The organism is Vitreimonas sp. (assembly GCF_036392335.1).
GTDB lineage: Bacteria > Pseudomonadota > Alphaproteobacteria > Caulobacterales > Aquidulcibacteraceae > Vitreimonas.
In genome coordinates, this window is the sequence record NZ_DASVYD010000026.1 from 1 (window position 1) to 14,081 (window position 14,081).

Annotated in this window: 20 protein-coding genes and 1 tRNA gene; 6 read left to right on the forward strand and 15 right to left on the reverse strand. The window is 62.9% G+C overall.

Features of this window, described 5'->3' with window-relative positions; translation table 11 throughout:
• On the reverse strand, positions 1 to 212 hold a 212-nt coding region (locus tag VF769_RS06175), incomplete at its 3' end, for a DNA translocase FtsK 4TM domain-containing protein (RefSeq protein ID WP_331007504.1).
• Positions 213 to 488: 276 nt separating this feature from the next.
• Entirely contained in the window at positions 489 to 1,928 is a 1,440-nt protein-coding gene (locus tag VF769_RS06180; protein ID WP_331007505.1) for an ammonium transporter, read from the reverse strand.
• 180 nt (positions 1,929 to 2,108) lie between these two features.
• On the opposite strand from VF769_RS06180, the gene VF769_RS06185 reads away from it, so the two are divergent.
• Complete coding sequence (locus tag VF769_RS06185; protein WP_331007506.1) at positions 2,109 to 3,374, forward strand: UbiH/UbiF/VisC/COQ6 family ubiquinone biosynthesis hydroxylase; 1,266 nt, start codon at positions 2,109 to 2,111, stop codon at positions 3,372 to 3,374.
• A gap of 162 nt (positions 3,375 to 3,536) precedes the next feature.
• Here VF769_RS06185 and VF769_RS06190 read toward each other — a convergent pair whose 3' ends face one another.
• Positions 3,537 to 4,334: a DUF3800 domain-containing protein gene (locus VF769_RS06190; RefSeq protein ID WP_331007507.1), complete on the reverse strand. Its 798-nt coding sequence runs from the start codon at positions 4,332 to 4,334 to the stop codon at positions 3,537 to 3,539.
• 381 nt (positions 4,335 to 4,715) lie between these two features.
• Positions 4,716 to 5,393 carry an SOS response-associated peptidase family protein gene (locus VF769_RS06195; protein WP_331007508.1) on the reverse strand — a complete coding sequence of 226 codons (678 nt, stop codon included), beginning with the start codon at positions 5,391 to 5,393 and terminating at the stop codon, positions 4,716 to 4,718.
• On the opposite strand from VF769_RS06195, the gene VF769_RS06200 reads away from it, so the two are divergent.
• Positions 5,392 to 5,649 (forward strand): hypothetical protein, encoded by a 258-nt coding sequence (locus VF769_RS06200; protein ID WP_331007509.1) that lies wholly within the window; start codon positions 5,392 to 5,394, stop codon positions 5,647 to 5,649. The genes VF769_RS06195 and VF769_RS06200 overlap by 2 nt on opposite strands.
• Here VF769_RS06200 and VF769_RS06205 read toward each other — a convergent pair.
• Genes VF769_RS06205 through VF769_RS06225 form a run of 5 tightly spaced genes read right to left on the reverse strand, consistent with a single transcriptional unit; the run spans position 5,646 to position 8,322 of the window.
• Positions 5,646 to 6,005: a gamma-butyrobetaine hydroxylase-like domain-containing protein gene (locus VF769_RS06205; RefSeq protein WP_331007510.1), complete on the reverse strand. Its 360-nt coding sequence runs from the start codon at positions 6,003 to 6,005 to the stop codon at positions 5,646 to 5,648. The genes VF769_RS06200 and VF769_RS06205 overlap by 4 nt on opposite strands.
• On the reverse strand, positions 6,002 to 6,226 hold the full coding sequence (locus VF769_RS06210) for a Trm112 family protein (protein ID WP_349258103.1): 225 nt from the start codon (positions 6,224 to 6,226) through the stop codon (positions 6,002 to 6,004). The genes VF769_RS06205 and VF769_RS06210 overlap by 4 nt, the downstream gene beginning before the upstream one ends.
• Entirely contained in the window at positions 6,181 to 6,840 is a 660-nt protein-coding gene (locus tag VF769_RS06215; RefSeq protein WP_331007512.1) for an LON peptidase substrate-binding domain-containing protein, read from the reverse strand. Before VF769_RS06215 ends, VF769_RS06210 begins: the two co-directional genes overlap by 46 nt.
• On the reverse strand, positions 6,837 to 7,742 hold the full coding sequence (locus VF769_RS06220) for a co-chaperone YbbN (protein WP_331007513.1): 906 nt from the start codon (positions 7,740 to 7,742) through the stop codon (positions 6,837 to 6,839). Before VF769_RS06220 ends, VF769_RS06215 begins: the two co-directional genes overlap by 4 nt.
• Positions 7,743 to 7,797: 55 nt before the next feature.
• Positions 7,798 to 8,322, reverse strand: coding sequence for a prolyl-tRNA synthetase associated domain-containing protein (locus VF769_RS06225; RefSeq protein WP_331007514.1), 525 nt, complete (start codon positions 8,320 to 8,322; stop codon positions 7,798 to 7,800).
• Positions 8,323 to 8,368: 46 nt separating this feature from the next.
• Between VF769_RS06225 and VF769_RS06230 the strand changes: the two genes are divergently transcribed.
• The 3 genes from VF769_RS06230 to VF769_RS06240 all read left to right on the forward strand — a co-directional run bounded on the left by VF769_RS06230 (position 8,369) and on the right by VF769_RS06240 (position 9,953).
• Positions 8,369 to 9,124: a DUF6065 family protein gene (locus VF769_RS06230; protein ID WP_331007515.1), complete on the forward strand. Its 756-nt coding sequence runs from the start codon at positions 8,369 to 8,371 to the stop codon at positions 9,122 to 9,124.
• A 20-nt stretch (positions 9,125 to 9,144) separates the two neighbouring features.
• Complete coding sequence (locus VF769_RS06235; RefSeq protein WP_331007516.1) at positions 9,145 to 9,765, forward strand: class I SAM-dependent methyltransferase; 621 nt, start codon at positions 9,145 to 9,147, stop codon at positions 9,763 to 9,765.
• A gap of 113 nt (positions 9,766 to 9,878) precedes the next feature.
• Positions 9,879 to 9,953 (forward strand) — tRNA-Gly (locus VF769_RS06240).
• A 157-nt stretch (positions 9,954 to 10,110) separates the two neighbouring features.
• On the opposite strand, the gene VF769_RS06245 is transcribed toward VF769_RS06240, so the two are convergent.
• The 4 genes from VF769_RS06245 to VF769_RS06260 are packed head-to-tail and all read right to left on the reverse strand — an operon-like array spanning position 10,111 to position 12,802.
• Positions 10,111 to 10,836 (reverse strand): hypothetical protein, encoded by a 726-nt coding sequence (locus VF769_RS06245; protein ID WP_331007517.1) that lies wholly within the window; start codon positions 10,834 to 10,836, stop codon positions 10,111 to 10,113.
• A gap of 5 nt (positions 10,837 to 10,841) precedes the next feature.
• Positions 10,842 to 11,303: a hypothetical protein gene (locus VF769_RS06250; protein ID WP_331007518.1), complete on the reverse strand. Its 462-nt coding sequence runs from the start codon at positions 11,301 to 11,303 to the stop codon at positions 10,842 to 10,844.
• Between the two features lie 9 nt (positions 11,304 to 11,312).
• On the reverse strand, positions 11,313 to 12,161 hold the full coding sequence (locus tag VF769_RS06255; protein WP_331007519.1) for a ComEC/Rec2 family competence protein: 849 nt from the start codon (positions 12,159 to 12,161) through the stop codon (positions 11,313 to 11,315).
• A 2-nt stretch (positions 12,162 to 12,163) separates the two neighbouring features.
• Positions 12,164 to 12,802 (reverse strand): hypothetical protein, encoded by a 639-nt coding sequence (locus tag VF769_RS06260; RefSeq protein ID WP_331007520.1) that lies wholly within the window; start codon positions 12,800 to 12,802, stop codon positions 12,164 to 12,166.
• A 529-nt stretch (positions 12,803 to 13,331) separates the two neighbouring features.
• Between VF769_RS06260 and VF769_RS06265 the strand changes: the two genes are divergently transcribed.
• Positions 13,332 to 13,535: a hypothetical protein gene (locus VF769_RS06265; RefSeq protein WP_331007521.1), complete on the forward strand. Its 204-nt coding sequence runs from the start codon at positions 13,332 to 13,334 to the stop codon at positions 13,533 to 13,535.
• 79 nt (positions 13,536 to 13,614) lie between these two features.
• On the opposite strand, the gene VF769_RS06270 is transcribed toward VF769_RS06265, so the two are convergent.
• Positions 13,615 to 13,770 carry a hypothetical protein gene (locus tag VF769_RS06270; RefSeq protein WP_331007522.1) on the reverse strand — a complete coding sequence of 52 codons (156 nt, stop codon included), beginning with the start codon at positions 13,768 to 13,770 and terminating at the stop codon, positions 13,615 to 13,617.
• Positions 13,767 to 14,081: hypothetical protein (locus VF769_RS06275; protein ID WP_331007523.1), on the reverse strand; the 315-nt coding region annotated here is incomplete at its 5' end. The genes VF769_RS06275 and VF769_RS06270, both read right to left, overlap by 4 nt.

Genomic DNA, 14,081 nt, shown 5'->3' on the forward strand with positions numbered 1-14,081 from the left:
GCCAGCAGCGCCGCGAACGCGAGCGGAGCCGCGGCGCCCAGAATTTGAATGGAAAGATCAGCTACGACAGCGCCGGCGCCGCCGAACAGATTATGCGTCGGCCCGTTGGAGGCGACGTTGAGGCTGGGGTCCTCGGGCGAATAGGTCAGCACCGCGCCCAGGCCGTAGGCGCCGAGGATGGCCGCGCCGACGGAGGCGGCCGCGCGCTTCAAGGCGAGGCGTCCCGCAGCGGAACTGGCGACGGAGGGGATTCTCCCCCCTTGGTGGTAAGCGTCGTCGGTCATGTAAGTGGGGCGCCTTTCGGTGGCCTGTGCCGGTTCGGGACTGTTGTCCTTTCGGGTAAACGAGGGGTGAAGATTCGGGCGCGAACAGAGTTACGGCAGCGTTCATATTGGTTGCGAAAAAACGCTGTTTACAAAGGTAAAAACAAAAAGGGCGCGGTCCCGAGGAACCGCGCCCGAAGTGAGGAGGAGAACCCCTAGTTCGCACTAGAGATGGTAAGCGGCCTCGCCGTGTTCGTTGATGTCGAGCCCTTCTTGCTCGACTTCCTTTTTCACACGCAGGCCGATGACCTTGAGGATCAGGAAGACGATGATCGTTGCGATGGCCGACCAAGCGATCGACACGCCCACCGCGACGGCTTGCGTCGTGACTTGGCTGACCATGTTGAAGTCTTCGCCGCCCAAGCCGCCGAGCGCTGGGTCGTAGAACACGCCGGTGCCGATGGCGCCGATGATGCCGCAGACGGCGTGGATGCCGAACACGTCATAAGCGTCGTCGTAATTGAGCATCTTCTTGACCGCGGCGCAGAAGAACACCGCGATCGGCGAAGCGATCAGGCCGAGAATGATGGCGCCCATCGGGCCGACCAGGCCGGCGGCCGGGGTGACGACGACGAGACCGGCGACGATGCCCGAGGCCAGACCCAGCATGCTGGGCTTGCCGCGCGTGACCCACTCGGTGACGATCCAGGACACGCCCGCGGCGGCGGTGGCCAGAAGCGTGGTGATGATGGCGACGCCCGCGCCGGCCGTGGCTTCGAGGTTGGAGCCGGCGTTGAAGCCGAACCAGCCCACCCACAGCATGCCGGCGCCGATGAAGGTCATGACCAGCGAGTGCGGCGGCAGCGGCTCGGACTTGTAGCCCAGACGGTGGCCGACGAAGATCGCGCCGATCAGGCCGGCGACGCCCGCATTGATGTGCACGACCGTACCGCCAGCGAAATCAAGCGCGCCCATTTCGAACAGGAAGCCGCCAGCCCACCAGACCATGTGCGCGATCGGGTAGTAGGACAGCAGCGGCCAGAGCACGGCGAAGACCACCACGGCGCTGAAGCGCATGCGCTCGGCGAAGCCGCCGACGACCAGCGCCGCGGTGATGGCCGCGAACGTCATCTGGAAGGAAATGAAGACAAATTCCGGGATCACGACGCCGTCCGAGAAGGTGGCGGCGGTGGAATCCGCGGTAATGCCGGCCAGGAACAAGCGATCCAGGCTGCCGATGAATTGGTTGCCGAACAGCTCGGTGTCGGTGAACGACAGCGAATAGCCCCAAAGCGCCCAACACAGCATGCCGATCACGGCCACGGTGCTGACCTGCATCAGCACCGACAACATGTTCTTGGCGCGCGACAAGCCGCCATAGAACAGGCCGAGGCCGGGGATGATCATGAAGACGACGAGGATGGTGGACACCATCATCCAGGCGACGTCGCCCTTATCCATGGTCGGCTCGACCGCGGCTTCTTCGACGACCTCCGCGACGACAGCCGCTTCAGGCGCTGCGACCGCTTCCACGGCGGCTGGCGCCTCTTGCGCGTATGCCAGCTCTGGCGCGATCGCCGTCAGCGCGAACGCGGCGGCGAGCGACACCGCTCCTATTTGTAGCGAGCGCCATAGCGCGCGCAGCCTATTGTCTTTTGCAGTCATTACCCCGCTCCCACTGGATCTGGACGGTGCGATTGGCGGGGCGCTGGGCGTGGTGAGCAAGGTATGAACGCCTCTCCATAGTGCAGTGCAGCGTGCGCGCACAAAAAAGAGGCGCCCTGCTCGGCCCTTGCGCGCCAGGGCCGCATCGACAGAAAAATGTCAGCGGGCCTATCGTTGGCCATGAGCAATGGACGTGGTTTCGACGCCGACGTGCTGATCGCGGGCGGCGGGTTAGTGGGCCAGACGCTGGCCTTGGCGCTGGATCAGGCGGGGCTCTCGGTCCTGGTGATCGACGCCTCCAAGCCCTCGGACACGTTGGCCCCGGCGTTTGACGGGCGCGCCTTCGCCATTGCCTTCGCCTCCTACCGGATGTGGCGCGCTTTGGGCTTGGGCGATGACCTCGACCAGGTGGCGCAGCCGATCGAGCAGATCATGGTGACGGACGGGCGCTTGGGCGCTGGCGCGCGCAAGGGCGGGGCGTCGCTCTTGCATCTGCATTTCGACCGCGCCGAGCTGCATGACCACGAAGGCCCGCTTGGGCTGATGCTCGAAGCGCGGCACGTGCGCATGGCGCTCGACAATGCGGTGAAGGCGCGGCCTTCGATCAAAATGATTCAGCCGATGTCGGTGAGCGCGATCGAGCGCGATCCTGCCGGCGTCACTGCAACACTGGCGGATGGAAAAAAATATCGTGCGCCTTTGTTGGTGGGCGCGGATGGGCGGCGTTCCTTCGTGCGCCCAGCGCTGGGCATTCGCACCATCGGCTGGGATTATCCGGTGACGGCGATCGTCGCCACCATTCAACACGAGAAGCCGCACGATGCGGTGGCGCATGAATTCTTTTTGCCGAATGGGCCGTTCGCGATTTTGCCGCTGAAGGGCGAGCGGTCGAACATTGTGTGGGCTGAGCCGCGCGCGGCGGCTGATGCGTTGCTGAAGATGCCGGAGGAAGATTTCCTGGCGGAGCTGCGTTTGCGCTTCGGCGATTTTCTCGGCGCGCTGAAGCTGGAAGGGCCGCGCTTTGGTTATCCGCTGTCGCTGCAATTGGCCGAGCGCATGATCGATCAACGCGTGGCGCTCGCCGGCGATAGCGCGCACGGCATTCACCCGCTCGCGGGCCAAGGTTTGAATTTGGGTTTGAAGGATTGCGCCGCTTTGGCCGAATGCGTCGCCGATGGCGTGGGCTTGGGGCTGGACGCGGGCGATGTCTCGATCCTGGAGCGCTACCAACGCTGGCGGCGCTTCGACAACGTGACGATGGCGTTGGGCATGGAGTTTTTCGACAAGCTGTTTTCGAACGACATCGCGCCGCTGCGCGCGGTGCGTGGGCTGGGCTTGGCGGCGGTGAATGCGGTTGGGCCGGCGCGGCGGTTTTTTATGAAGTACGCCGGCGGTGGCGCGGGCGATTTGCCGAAGCTGCTGCGGGGCGAGAGCTTGGCAGCTTAGTTGTCACTAGCGCTGTAGTGCGGCGCATTGACTCAGTAATGCGACGTTAACCATTTGTTGTTGACATTTTAGCTTGTTCCGCCTATGTTCTTCGAGAAATGGACTGGGCTTTTCTCGGTCGGCGTAGGGGTTGCGGGCTTGCTCGCGGCCCCTTCTGCTTTTCTAGGGGAAGCATTTCAGCGCTTTGATCTTTGGCACCAGTATCGTGAAGGCGCGGTTGGGCTGCGCTGGGCGAAGGATACTCAGGCCGATAGGGCGAGCGGCGAGGTCGGCCAACTGCATGCCCGAACAGTTGACGGCCTTCGGTACGATCCGCGCTTCCCAGTCCATCACTTTGAAGTCGGTCTGTTTGTATCCCCAGTTTCGCTTGTTCTGGATGATGCGATTGAATTCCAGTTCAAGCGCGTTGTCTTCGGGCTTGCCGCGACTTTCAAAAATGACGTGAACCTTTCTGCCCGATTGACCCAGGTTGACGAGTCGCTGGCGCACGCCTTCCATGCAGAATAGCAGCGCTATTTCATACGGGTTCATGGGATAGCGGTACCGCGCAGTAAGTGCATTCTTCCGGATCACGGCGGCAAAGAGTTCAACTGGCGCTGCCGCCACAACCTTATTCAGTCGGTTGAGAAACCGCGTTCGCAACACCTGATCCGTCCGCAGAAAGCCAAATGGCGAAAGCTGTTTGCGGATATCGCGTTCGTGAAATACGATCTGATCGTGGCCAAAATAGTCGAGTTTGGCTCTTTGAAATGAAGGGACGACTTTCTCAAGGTAGTCGTCCTTTTTCACGAGTGCGAATAAGAGCACGAAAATTGGATAGCCCGAGTCGATCGAGGACAATCCATGATCGCCACTTTCGTCCGCGTAGATTATGTAGTCGGAAAAGCTCGTCACTGCTCGCGTCTCAGTTGTCTTTGGCCATCCTTTGCCTTTGGTCGATTGGGAATCAAGAGTCTTCATTTTGTACAAAATCAAAAGGCCCGGATCGCTCCGGGCCTTTTAGCTTTCTGGATTTTGCATGGGCGATTAGGCGACGATTTGCGCGGCTTGGGTGGCGGTCGCGAACGCGAAGGGCATGAACACCGCGGCGGCTGCGATCAGGCTGTAAAACTTGGTCATTTGCTTTGCTCCCCGGAACTCCCTGTTCCGATGAAGCCAAGGTACTCGGCGCTTGGTCTTAGGGATGTGACGGTGGTCACGACGCCATCATGGCGCCGGATGCGCCAGATTTCATATGGACCGCCGGCGCCCTCGCCGGCATGGGCCGCTACCGACAAGCGATGGTGTTTGTTTGAACGTGCGGTATGCCGGCGAGGGCCGGCGGTCCAGACGTGGCCCCACTTATTTCGCCGCCTTCTTCCGCGGCGGGGCGAACATTTCGGTTTCGTCGTCGCGCATGAGTTCGAGCGCTTCGGTCGGCAGCTTGCGGGCTTGGATTTTGGCGATGTCGGCGGCGGGGGCGCTCAGCCATTCCTCTTGTTGATCGCGGTCGGTCAGCACGAGCGGCATCGCCTTGGCGTGGATCGGGCGCACGAGATCGTTGGCCTCGGTGGTGAGGAACGAGAAGAGCAGATGCTTGCCTTCGACCGGCTCCTTCTTCGTGCCGCGTACGCCCTCCCATTGGCGCCAGATGCCGGCGAACATCGCCATGCCGCGATCGGGCCGGGCAAACCAGCGCAGCACTTTAGCGCCTTTGGGCGAAGCATCCTCGTATTCGCTGAAGGCGGTGAACGGCACGAGGCAGCGATGCTCCACGCCGAGCAGCGGGCGCCAATGCGCGCTGGCGACGTTGCGCAGATTGGTGACGGGCAGCGCGCCGAATTGCGGCGGGCCGGGCAAACCCCAACGCATCGAAGCCCATTCGAGCGTACCGTCCACGCGTTTGCGGATCACGGGGCCGATGCGGTCGGGGAAGACTTCGAGCACGACGTTCTGCCCGGTCTCGCTCCATTCCTCGAAGCCGTAATAGTCGCGCTCAAGCCCGGCTTTGCGAATGTCGGCGGCGTAGCGATTGCACATGGCGCGACTCTATCAGGCGCGTGGGCGCGCCGAAATGGCGGCGCTTGAATTGCAAGATCGTGGGGGCCATGCTCGCGCCATGACGCAAGTGTTCAGCAGGCTTTTCGGATTTCTGCTCTGCCTCTTGATTGGCATCCTCGCTGATCAAGTGGCGCTCGGCATATTGGCGGGGCTGCTCCTGGGCGCGTTCTTCGGCAGCCGGAAAGCCAAGGCGCGTGCGGAGTCCGCCAACGCGAGCGAAGCCGACCCGAATTAGGCTTCGTCGCGCAGGCCGCGCAGGCGCAATGTTTCACGGTAAACCTTGAGCCGTTCGTCCTTGGTGCGGCCGAGGTCGTAGAGCAGATCCCAGGAATAGAGGCCGGTGTCGTGGCCGTCGTCGAAGCTGATGCGCACGGCGTAGCGGCCGACGGGGTCGGCGCGGGTGATTCCGACATTAGCTTTGCCGACGGGCGGCGGTGGCGGATTGGGGCCGTGGCCCTTGTTTTCGGCGCTGGGGCTTTCGATGCGCAAGAGCTCGAACGGAATGTCGAAACGCGCGCCGTCATCGAAGCTGATGTGGAGCGCCTTGGCTTTGCTGTCGAAGGTCAAATCGGTGGGCCAGGGCGCGCTCATTCGTCGGCGCCCAGTTCGCGCGCTTCGTCGATCAGCATGATCGGCACGCCGTCGCGCACGGGATAGGCGAGGCGCGCGCTGTCGCTGATCAGCTCTTGGCGATCGCGGTCATAGCGCAGCGGCTTGCGCGATTGCGGGCAAACGAGCACTTCCAGCAGCTTGGGATCGACGTCGGTCATTGCAGCGGGCGCTTGTTTTGATCGTCGGCGGCGTTGTCCCATTCGAGCAGCGCGACGAGCGCTTGCGCGCGCTCTTCGATCGAGACCGATTCCAGCAGCGCTTGCTTGGCGGCGGCGTCGAACGGGCAGAGTTGCGCCGCGACATTGATTACGGTTTCGGTCGGCGCGCCGTCGACCGCGCTCCAATCGACCTGGAAGCCGTGCAGCTGGGCGTAGGTCTTGAGCGATTTCATCAGCGCCGGGCGATCAATGCCGGCGCCGCTGGCCTGGCGGAAATCGCCGGCGAACGGCTGGTAATTGACCAGCGCCTGACGATAGGGCGTGCCGCCCTCGATCTCCTGTTCGAGGTCGAAGCGGCAGATCCCGGTGAGCGTGATGAGATAGCGGCCATCGTCGGTTTCGTTGAAACCGGTGATGCGGCCGACGCTGCCGACATCGGCCAAGTGCGGGGTCGGCTCGCCGTCCTCGCCGGTCGCGGGTTGGATGATGCCGATCAGGCGCTCGCCGCCTAGGGCGTCGTCGACCATGTTGAGATAACGCGGCTCGAACACGTTGAGCGAAATCACGCTGCGCGGAAACAGGATGACGCCGTCGAGCGGAAACAGCGCCAGGGTTTGCGGCAGGTCCTCGGGTTTGCGGAAGCCGAATGTGCTCACGAGAATAAAATCGCCGAGAGCTTTCGGCGTCCCTGCTTGGCCACGTCGGACATCGGCCCGGCGGCTTCGAAGATTTTGAGGAGCTGCTTGCGCGCGGCCTCCTCGTTCCATTCGCGGTCTTTTTCGATGATCGCCAGCAAGTGATCGCTGGCGCCCGCCAGATCGCCGCGCGCGGAGAGCGCTTCGGCGAGATTGAAGCGCGCTTGCAGATCGTCGGGGTTTGCCGCGACGGCGCTGGAGAGTTCGTCGCTGTCGCCAGCGGCGACGGCGTTGGCGGCGAGGTCGATCAAAGCGCGGACGCCCAGCACTTCCGGATCGTTGGCCTTCTCGGGCGGCACGTGGGCGAGGATTTCCTCGGCTTGCGCCGCGTCGTCCTGCGACAGCGCGATACGGGCCATGCCGGCGATGGCGCGCACGTTCGCCGGATCGAGTTGCAGCACGGCGGTGAAGCCCTGCGCCGCGCCGCCAATGTCGCCGAGCTTGAGCGATTCCAGCGCCTGCTCCAGCAGCGGCTCGATTTCGGCGGCCATGTCGGCGCCGGCGAGGCGCTCGACGAAGAGTTTGATCTGGCTTTCGGGCAGCGCGCCCATGAAGCCGTCCACCGGGCGGCCTTGGTCGAAGGCATAGACGGCCGGAATCGAGCGCACGCCGAGCTGGCCGGCGACGCCGGGATTTTCATCGATATTGATCTTGACCAGCTTCACCTTGCCGCCGGCGTTGCGCACGGCCTTCTCCAAGGGTGGGCCAAGCGTCTTGCACGGGCCGCACCAGGGCGCCCAGAAATCGACGATGACCGGCGTCTCGCGCGAGGCTTCGACCACGTCGACCATGAAGCCCTGGTCGGTGCCGTCCTTCACGACATCGTTTGCCGGCGGCGCCGCGCCATCCATGTAAAAAGTCATGCGAACCTCTGAATTTCAGACCCCTACATGGGCTGAAAGCGATGCGGGTTCAATTCTACCCGGCGACGCGGGTGGGAACACCGTTTGAATCAAAGCTGAGCCGGATCGGGTCGCGGCCGAGGGCGGCGATGAATTTGAGCAAATCGGCAGGGCTGATGGCGGTGGTGGCGTCGTTCTTGAGCGGGTGGAAATTGACTGGGTCGTGGGCCAGCAGCGCTTCGTCCAGCACCAGGGTGACGCGGCGTTCGGGATCGTTGATCAGCGCGAAAATGGTCACCGAGCCGGGCTCGACGCCGAGATGCGCTTTGAGCCGCTCGGCCGAGCCGAAGCTGAAGCGGCCAGCGCCCAAGAGCTTGGAGACGGCGTTCAGATCAATCACCGTCTCGCCGAGCGCGCAGAGCAGGAAGAGCGCGCCCTTCTTGTCCTTCAGGAACAAATTCTTGGAATGGCCGCCGGGCATTTGCGCCTTGAGGTCGGCGCCTTCCTCGACGGTGAAGACGGGGCGGTGACGGGTGGTCGTGTGCTTGATGCCGAGCGCATCGAAGCGGGCGAAGAGATCGTCTTCGGTGGCGGGACTCATGGCCTCCCCTTGGCGCATGGGGGCGCGGGCGTCTAGGAGGGAGGGGATGAAACTCACCTGCTATCAAGTCGATCCGCAACCGGCGGAGCTCGTGCCCGGCTCGCCCGACCGCGAATGGATGGACCGCTTCTCCGATCGCCACCCGTATCGCTGCCTGCCGCTGGTGGTGGCGAATACGACCGGCTGGGCGCTGCTCTCGCCCGTCAGCTTTACGGCGACGTGGACGGGCGGCCCGCGCACCGAAGACATTCGGCTCGATCCCGACGGCGACACGCCCAAAGCGTTGCTCGATCGCTGGGCGGTGTCGCATTTCTCCGGCGGCGTGCTGACCTTTCACACCGGCTATCTCTTCCGCACCGAGCCCGGCTGGGATTTGTGGGTGGGCGGTCCGCCCAATCACATCAAAGACGGCATCCAGCCGCTCGCCGGCGTGGTCGAAACCTATTGGCTGCCGTTTCCCTTCACGATGAATTGGCGCTTCACGCGCCCGGGCATGATCTCGTTCAAGAAGGGCGAGCCGTTCTGCTTCATCATGCCGATCCCGCACGAGCAGATGGATGAGGTGCAGCCGATCATCAAATCGATCCACGACGATCCGGATTTGAAGCGCCAATACGAAGCGTGGGGCGCGAGCCGCACCAATTTCCTCGACAAGCTCGCCGACAAGGACGCCGAGGCGATCAAGAATGGCTGGCAGCGCGATTATTTCCGCGGCCGCACGCCGGAAGGGCATTTGGCGCCGGATAGCCACGTGAATCGTCGCAGGCTGAAGCCGCCGCGCAAGGCGGAGCCGGGGGAATAATCGATGCAGCGGAGCGCGTGATGAGCTTCTACGAACGCCACGTGCTTCCCATCATGATTGGCGCGGCGTGTGGGTGTAGGCCTATTCGCCGGCAGCGCGCCAAGATCGTGCCGCGCGCGGAAGGCGTCGTGCTGGAGCTAGGCTTCGGATCCGGCCTCAACATTCCGCATTATGATGCGGGCAAAGTGCGCAAGCTCTACGCGCTTGAACCGAGCGCAGGCATGCTCGCCGCCGCGCGCAACAAAGCGGCAGGAGCGCCGTTTCCGATCGAGGTGTTGGCCGAGACGGCGGAGAATTTGTCGCTGCCGATCGCGAGCGTCGACACCGTGCTCGTCACCTATTCGCTCTGCACCATTCCCGATGCGGTCGCCGCGCTCGAAGGCGCGCGTCGCGCGCTGAAGCCGGGCGGGCGCTTGCTGTTTTGCGAGCATGGCTTGGCGCCGGACGAGGGCGTGCGGCGCTGGCAACGGCGCATCGAGCCGGTCTGGCGGCCGATCGCCGGCGGCTGCCATTTGACGCGCGATATTCCGGCCATCGTGACGGCCGCTGGGTTCGCCATCGAAGGGCTGGAAACCATGTATCTGCCGCGCGCGCCCCGCTGGGCTGGCTACAATTTCTGGGGCGCGGCGAACCCCGTGTAACAAGGCCCCAGCAAACCCGGCTAGCAAAAGCGGAAGGGGCCTTGCTTTGGCCGCGCGCCTCTGCGATATGACCGCCCCTCAGCGGGGGCCAGACGGCCCCTGTTACCCAGGATGCGGGCGTAGCTCAGGGGTAGAGCACAACCTTGCCAAGGTTGGGGTCGTGAGTTCGAATCTCATCGCCCGCTCCAGTTTTCATTCAGTTTTTCTTGGTAGCAAGCCGCCCCATCGGGGCGGTCTCCACAGCCTTGCTACCAGTTTGCTACCAGCCGTACGGGCTGGCGCTATGCGAACATTTCTTGTGAGCAATTTCGTCTATGGGATCGGCGCTAGCTATCGCGCTTGTGACTATTCCCGGTTCATCTTGATGTCCCAGGGGCATTCGTGGTCGGGCCACATGTCCTCGTCGTCATCAGCATCGAGCAAGTTCTCGATCTCGCTGAGGATCGCAGCGCGTTTATCGAGCGGCGTCGCTTGCAACGCACGCACAGCGTTGCTGTGGTTGCGATGAAGGCGCTCGCCCACAAACACCTCGCCATGGATCTCAAACGCGGCCTTCACCAACTCACGCTCTTTCGATGATAGCCGAGGTGTGTCCTTCGGGCGGCCCCAGTCGCCATAGTCGACTTCAGGAACGCTGTTGCAGCCATAGCTTTCTTCGAGCGCGCGTTTCGTCGCGGCGGCGGCGGCAAAGTCCGTGTCGAACTCAGCTTCGCTGCAAGCGTTGACCTCGCAATAGTGGCGTTTGATCTCAGCCTCTCGCTTGGCATCGCGCGCGCCCTTCGCGATCAAAACCAGCGTTTGCGCGAAGTCTTTGGCTTCATGGCACCTCGTGCAAAGCGGGCGCACGTCAACGAGGGCAACGTGCGGCGGCGACGAGAATTCCCAAACTTCGTCCGCATGAATTAGGCGTCGCTCTTCGGCAACGAAGCCGCATGTCCTGCAAGTTGCCTGCGTCTGCGGGACTGCACGCGGCCGCACGCGCCGCTCCCAATGGCTGGAGTCGTGGTCTTTGAGGCTGTAGCCGGCCATAAACACCGGCTGGAACTCCATTGTTAGTCGGCGCATGCGCACGCTCGCTAGTCTCGACGAGGGTGGCGGAGGCGATCATTGGCACGGAGCCATGGGTCGCCCGAGACGCCGAGCTTGCGCATGATGTGCTCTTCCTTTTTCTTTTCGATCTCCAACCGATTGAACATCGTCTGATTGCAGTTGCACGCGCCGATCATGACGCAATGCCAAAACCAATCACGCAGAGCGCCGCCGGTTGAATTCGAAATATCAAACTGCCGCTTCTCCGCGTAGTGCATTGCTTCCTGAGGCGTCTGCGGCGGTTTAAAGGTCCGGACGAATTGGTTGGCCTCTAACATTACGTCTTCGACCGTGGACCCGAAGACCGCGCGGTGGGCGTCTTCCCTCAACAAGTTCCACTCCGATTCAAGCTCGGCGTCGGGTAGTTCTGGCTGTCCCCAATAGCCTGCGTCCACTTGCTGGCGCTCTAGCTCCAGCACGTCAACGTAAGTGGCGAGGATTATGGTCATTCGTTTCTCCTAAGCGGTCTTCTTCGTGCTGCTCCAGGACGTGCTGACGTAGTAAGTGCCGTTGGCCATGATCTCGAAGGTGATGTCGCCGTCGCTGCGCGTCGTCAGAACGAAGCGCTTGTCTTCGCAGCCGATCACGTTCCCGCCTTCAGCGCGCGCGTGGTAGTACGCGTGCGTTTCCTGCGTTTGGAAGCCCTTGGCCTTGTCCGAGATCACGATGAAACGCGGCTTGCAGTGGTTGAAGACTTCGTCGCAGCAGCCGCTCGCGCGACCGTGATGCGAGGCGAAGTAGACTTGCGCGCGCGCAAGCGCGGCGCGGACATCGGCGCGACGGACGAGCTGCTGCCAACCGGCGGTTTCGAGATCGCCGGTGAAGACGAAGCTCGTTCCGTTGATCTCCAACTCGACCATCATGCTGAGGTTGTTCTCGTCGTCGAATGTCGGATAGTCGTTCCAAAACGTGCGAATGACGACGTTACCCGGCAGGCCCAAGCTTGAAGCGCCAACAGCGGGATTGCGCTCCCAATCCGAGAGCACGCCGACGAGGCGATCGATGCCAGGCCCCATGCCGTCCTTCGACTTCAGCTGCTTTATCGTCGCCGCCCGGACGGTTGCGTTGCGAAAAATGGTAACGACATGGACGTTGTCGATGAGATTGCCAAAACCGCTGACATGATCTTCATCGAAGTTGGTGACGAACAGCGCGCGCAAGGAGAGCACACCGAGGCGCCGCAAATGATCGCCGGGCCGCCAGCCCGTCGAAGCGTTGTGGCCGCAATCGATCATGATGCGCTCGCCGTTATCGTAAGTGAGCAAGGCGCATGCGCCGTGTTCGACGTTGAAGACTTCCAGCTTCATTGCTAACTCCGAGGTTCTTCGGCCGCCTTCCGCGCGAGGACGGTACAAACGAGACGCCGGCCGTGATTGCGCGCGGCTTGGCCGGTAATGAGAAACTGAACGGTGAGGATGCCGACGTAGGCGAGCGCCGTCGTGAACCTGTCGAAGGTGAAGAGCGCCATGACGCCGAGGCCGATCAGGATTAGCGCCGACAAGAAGTGATAGTCGCGCGCGAACAGATATTCGCGATGGGCGTGAGAGACGGCGGGCTGATCTTCGATACTGCGATACAGGCGAAACCAAAGCGCGTTCTGGCCGGCGGCATCTGTCGGCAACGGGCCGTGGTCACGCGTAAGCGCGCCCATGTCGACGCGAGCGTCCGCCGGCCCAAGCCGTGAGAACGCGTCCGATGCGGGCAGCGGATTGCGCCAGCGCCGGAAGACGAGGCGCGCCTTCGCCGTGCCGTCGATCTGCGCGGAGAGGATGCCGACGAGCACCAAGCCGAGCCCCGCCGGCAGCATCGCCGGCAGCGACTCCGCAAGCGCGGCCCAATCGCCGCCGAAGAGCGCACCCGAGCGTGCGGTACCGATGTAAAGCGCGAGGTTGGCGACGACGGCGGTGTAGAGGCCGAGCCGGTTTTGGTCCTTCAGCGGTGTGGGCATACGCCTCCCCGGGTGCGGCACCGCGTGCGCCCGATCCCGGTTGCCCACCCAAACCAATCACGGCAGTGTGCCGGTGTTGTCAGAGTGATTCGGGGGCTCTGGCCTTGGGATCGTTTTTGACCAGGACGCGGCGGCGGGGGCCCTAATCCCCGTCGTTGCGTCAACCAGTCCAACCCTCTGCTGCGATTCCAGGAACCCGCGCAAGGGGAAAAACGAGAACAACCTGTGTCAGGGGCTCAGCGCGCCGGCGTTCGGGCCCTTTTTGCTGTCAACGCACTCTCCGCGCCGGGCGTCCTCGTGGCCGTTGAGTGCGTTTCGTCGCCCTCCAGTTTCGAGACCATTCGCTCCATTCCCGCCGGGTTCACAGCGCTCGGGCAACGGGAGCTTGAACGGTTCTCTGGCCTTTATCCGCACCCCTGCGGCTTCGGGTGAGAATCGCCAAATCGGGCCGACGCGGGGGCTAACCCCCCACCCCCAGAACAGGGGTGACAATGACGGCTCGGGCGCTTCGTGCGCCGTGGAGCCGGCGATGTGGTTTGAGGTAATTGGCGAGGCCATCGGGATTGAAGGCGGGCCGCGCGCCATCATTGGATGGACGGCGGCGACGTTGTTTGTCGCCTTCGCGATCTCGCGCTTGCCAGGCTTGGCGCTGGTGACGCTGCGGCGCTATCGCGAGCTGCGTTCCGAATTCCGGGCTTCTGCGAAGAAAGCGATAAGGCGGCGGTCTAAGTGAAGAACTGCTGCTCAGAGCACCAAGTGTCGCTATTGCCTCGCACACAGATCACAGCGAAGGCGATATCAGATGTGACGTGTCAGCCTGAGTGAAACAACGCGATCACCGCGACCATTAGGCTAAGGATGCTGATCACGAGCGGCGCCCATTGGAGAAACTTGGCTTCCCGCTTCTCCGCATCAAGCTTCGCGAACTTCCGTGTGCGGGCCTCCAAGAGCTCTTCGGGCGTCGTCATTTCGGAACCACGGGAATAGCGGCCAAGGGTTGGCGAACCGACTCGTCAAAGCTGACGATGTCGGGGACATCGCGGAATCCCGAACCCGGAATTCTCGAATTCACACGCCGGTAGATGCTGATACGGGGACGCCCATCAAGTGTGATCATGCGAACCGGAGCCCCGGAGTCGGCGTGCATCGTCCAGCGCTGCAACGCATTTAAGTTGTCATCGGCGGCGAATTGGCGAGTGTTCTCTAGGGCGGCGTGCATCTTCGCCGCGCCGTCGAACGCCTGTTGAATCCTCTTCTCCAAAGCATGGACTTGATCGGA

Coding starts and splice junctions, on each gene's coding strand:
- VF769_RS06195 (WP_331007508.1), bottom strand. CDS start 5,393: ATGTGCAATCGCTACGCCGCCGACATTCGCAAAGCCGGGCTTGAGCGC.
- VF769_RS06210 (WP_349258103.1), bottom strand. CDS start 6,226: ATGGGACAACGCCGCCGACGATCAAAACAAGCGCCCGCTGCAATGACC.
- VF769_RS06265 (WP_331007521.1), top strand. CDS start 13,332: ATGTGGTTTGAGGTAATTGGCGAGGCCATCGGGATTGAAGGCGGGCCG.
- VF769_RS06230 (WP_331007515.1), top strand. CDS start 8,369: ATGAAACTCACCTGCTATCAAGTCGATCCGCAACCGGCGGAGCTCGTG.
- VF769_RS06270 (WP_331007522.1), bottom strand. CDS start 13,770: ATGACGACGCCCGAAGAGCTCTTGGAGGCCCGCACACGGAAGTTCGCG.
- VF769_RS06180 (WP_331007505.1), bottom strand. CDS start 1,928: ATGACTGCAAAAGACAATAGGCTGCGCGCGCTATGGCGCTCGCTACAA.
- VF769_RS06250 (WP_331007518.1), bottom strand. CDS start 11,303: ATGACCATAATCCTCGCCACTTACGTTGACGTGCTGGAGCTAGAGCGC.
- VF769_RS06190 (WP_331007507.1), bottom strand. CDS start 4,334: ATGAAGACTCTTGATTCCCAATCGACCAAAGGCAAAGGATGGCCAAAG.
- VF769_RS06220 (WP_331007513.1), bottom strand. CDS start 7,742: ATGACTTTTTACATGGATGGCGCGGCGCCGCCGGCAAACGATGTCGTG.
- VF769_RS06200 (WP_331007509.1), top strand. CDS start 5,392: ATGGCGCGACTCTATCAGGCGCGTGGGCGCGCCGAAATGGCGGCGCTT.
- VF769_RS06225 (WP_331007514.1), bottom strand. CDS start 8,322: ATGAGTCCCGCCACCGAAGACGATCTCTTCGCCCGCTTCGATGCGCTC.
- VF769_RS06205 (WP_331007510.1), bottom strand. CDS start 6,005: ATGAGCGCGCCCTGGCCCACCGATTTGACCTTCGACAGCAAAGCCAAG.
- VF769_RS06235 (WP_331007516.1), top strand. CDS start 9,145: ATGAGCTTCTACGAACGCCACGTGCTTCCCATCATGATTGGCGCGGCG.
- VF769_RS06255 (WP_331007519.1), bottom strand. CDS start 12,161: ATGAAGCTGGAAGTCTTCAACGTCGAACACGGCGCATGCGCCTTGCTC.
- VF769_RS06185 (WP_331007506.1), top strand. CDS start 2,109: ATGAGCAATGGACGTGGTTTCGACGCCGACGTGCTGATCGCGGGCGGC.
- VF769_RS06260 (WP_331007520.1), bottom strand. CDS start 12,802: ATGCCCACACCGCTGAAGGACCAAAACCGGCTCGGCCTCTACACCGCC.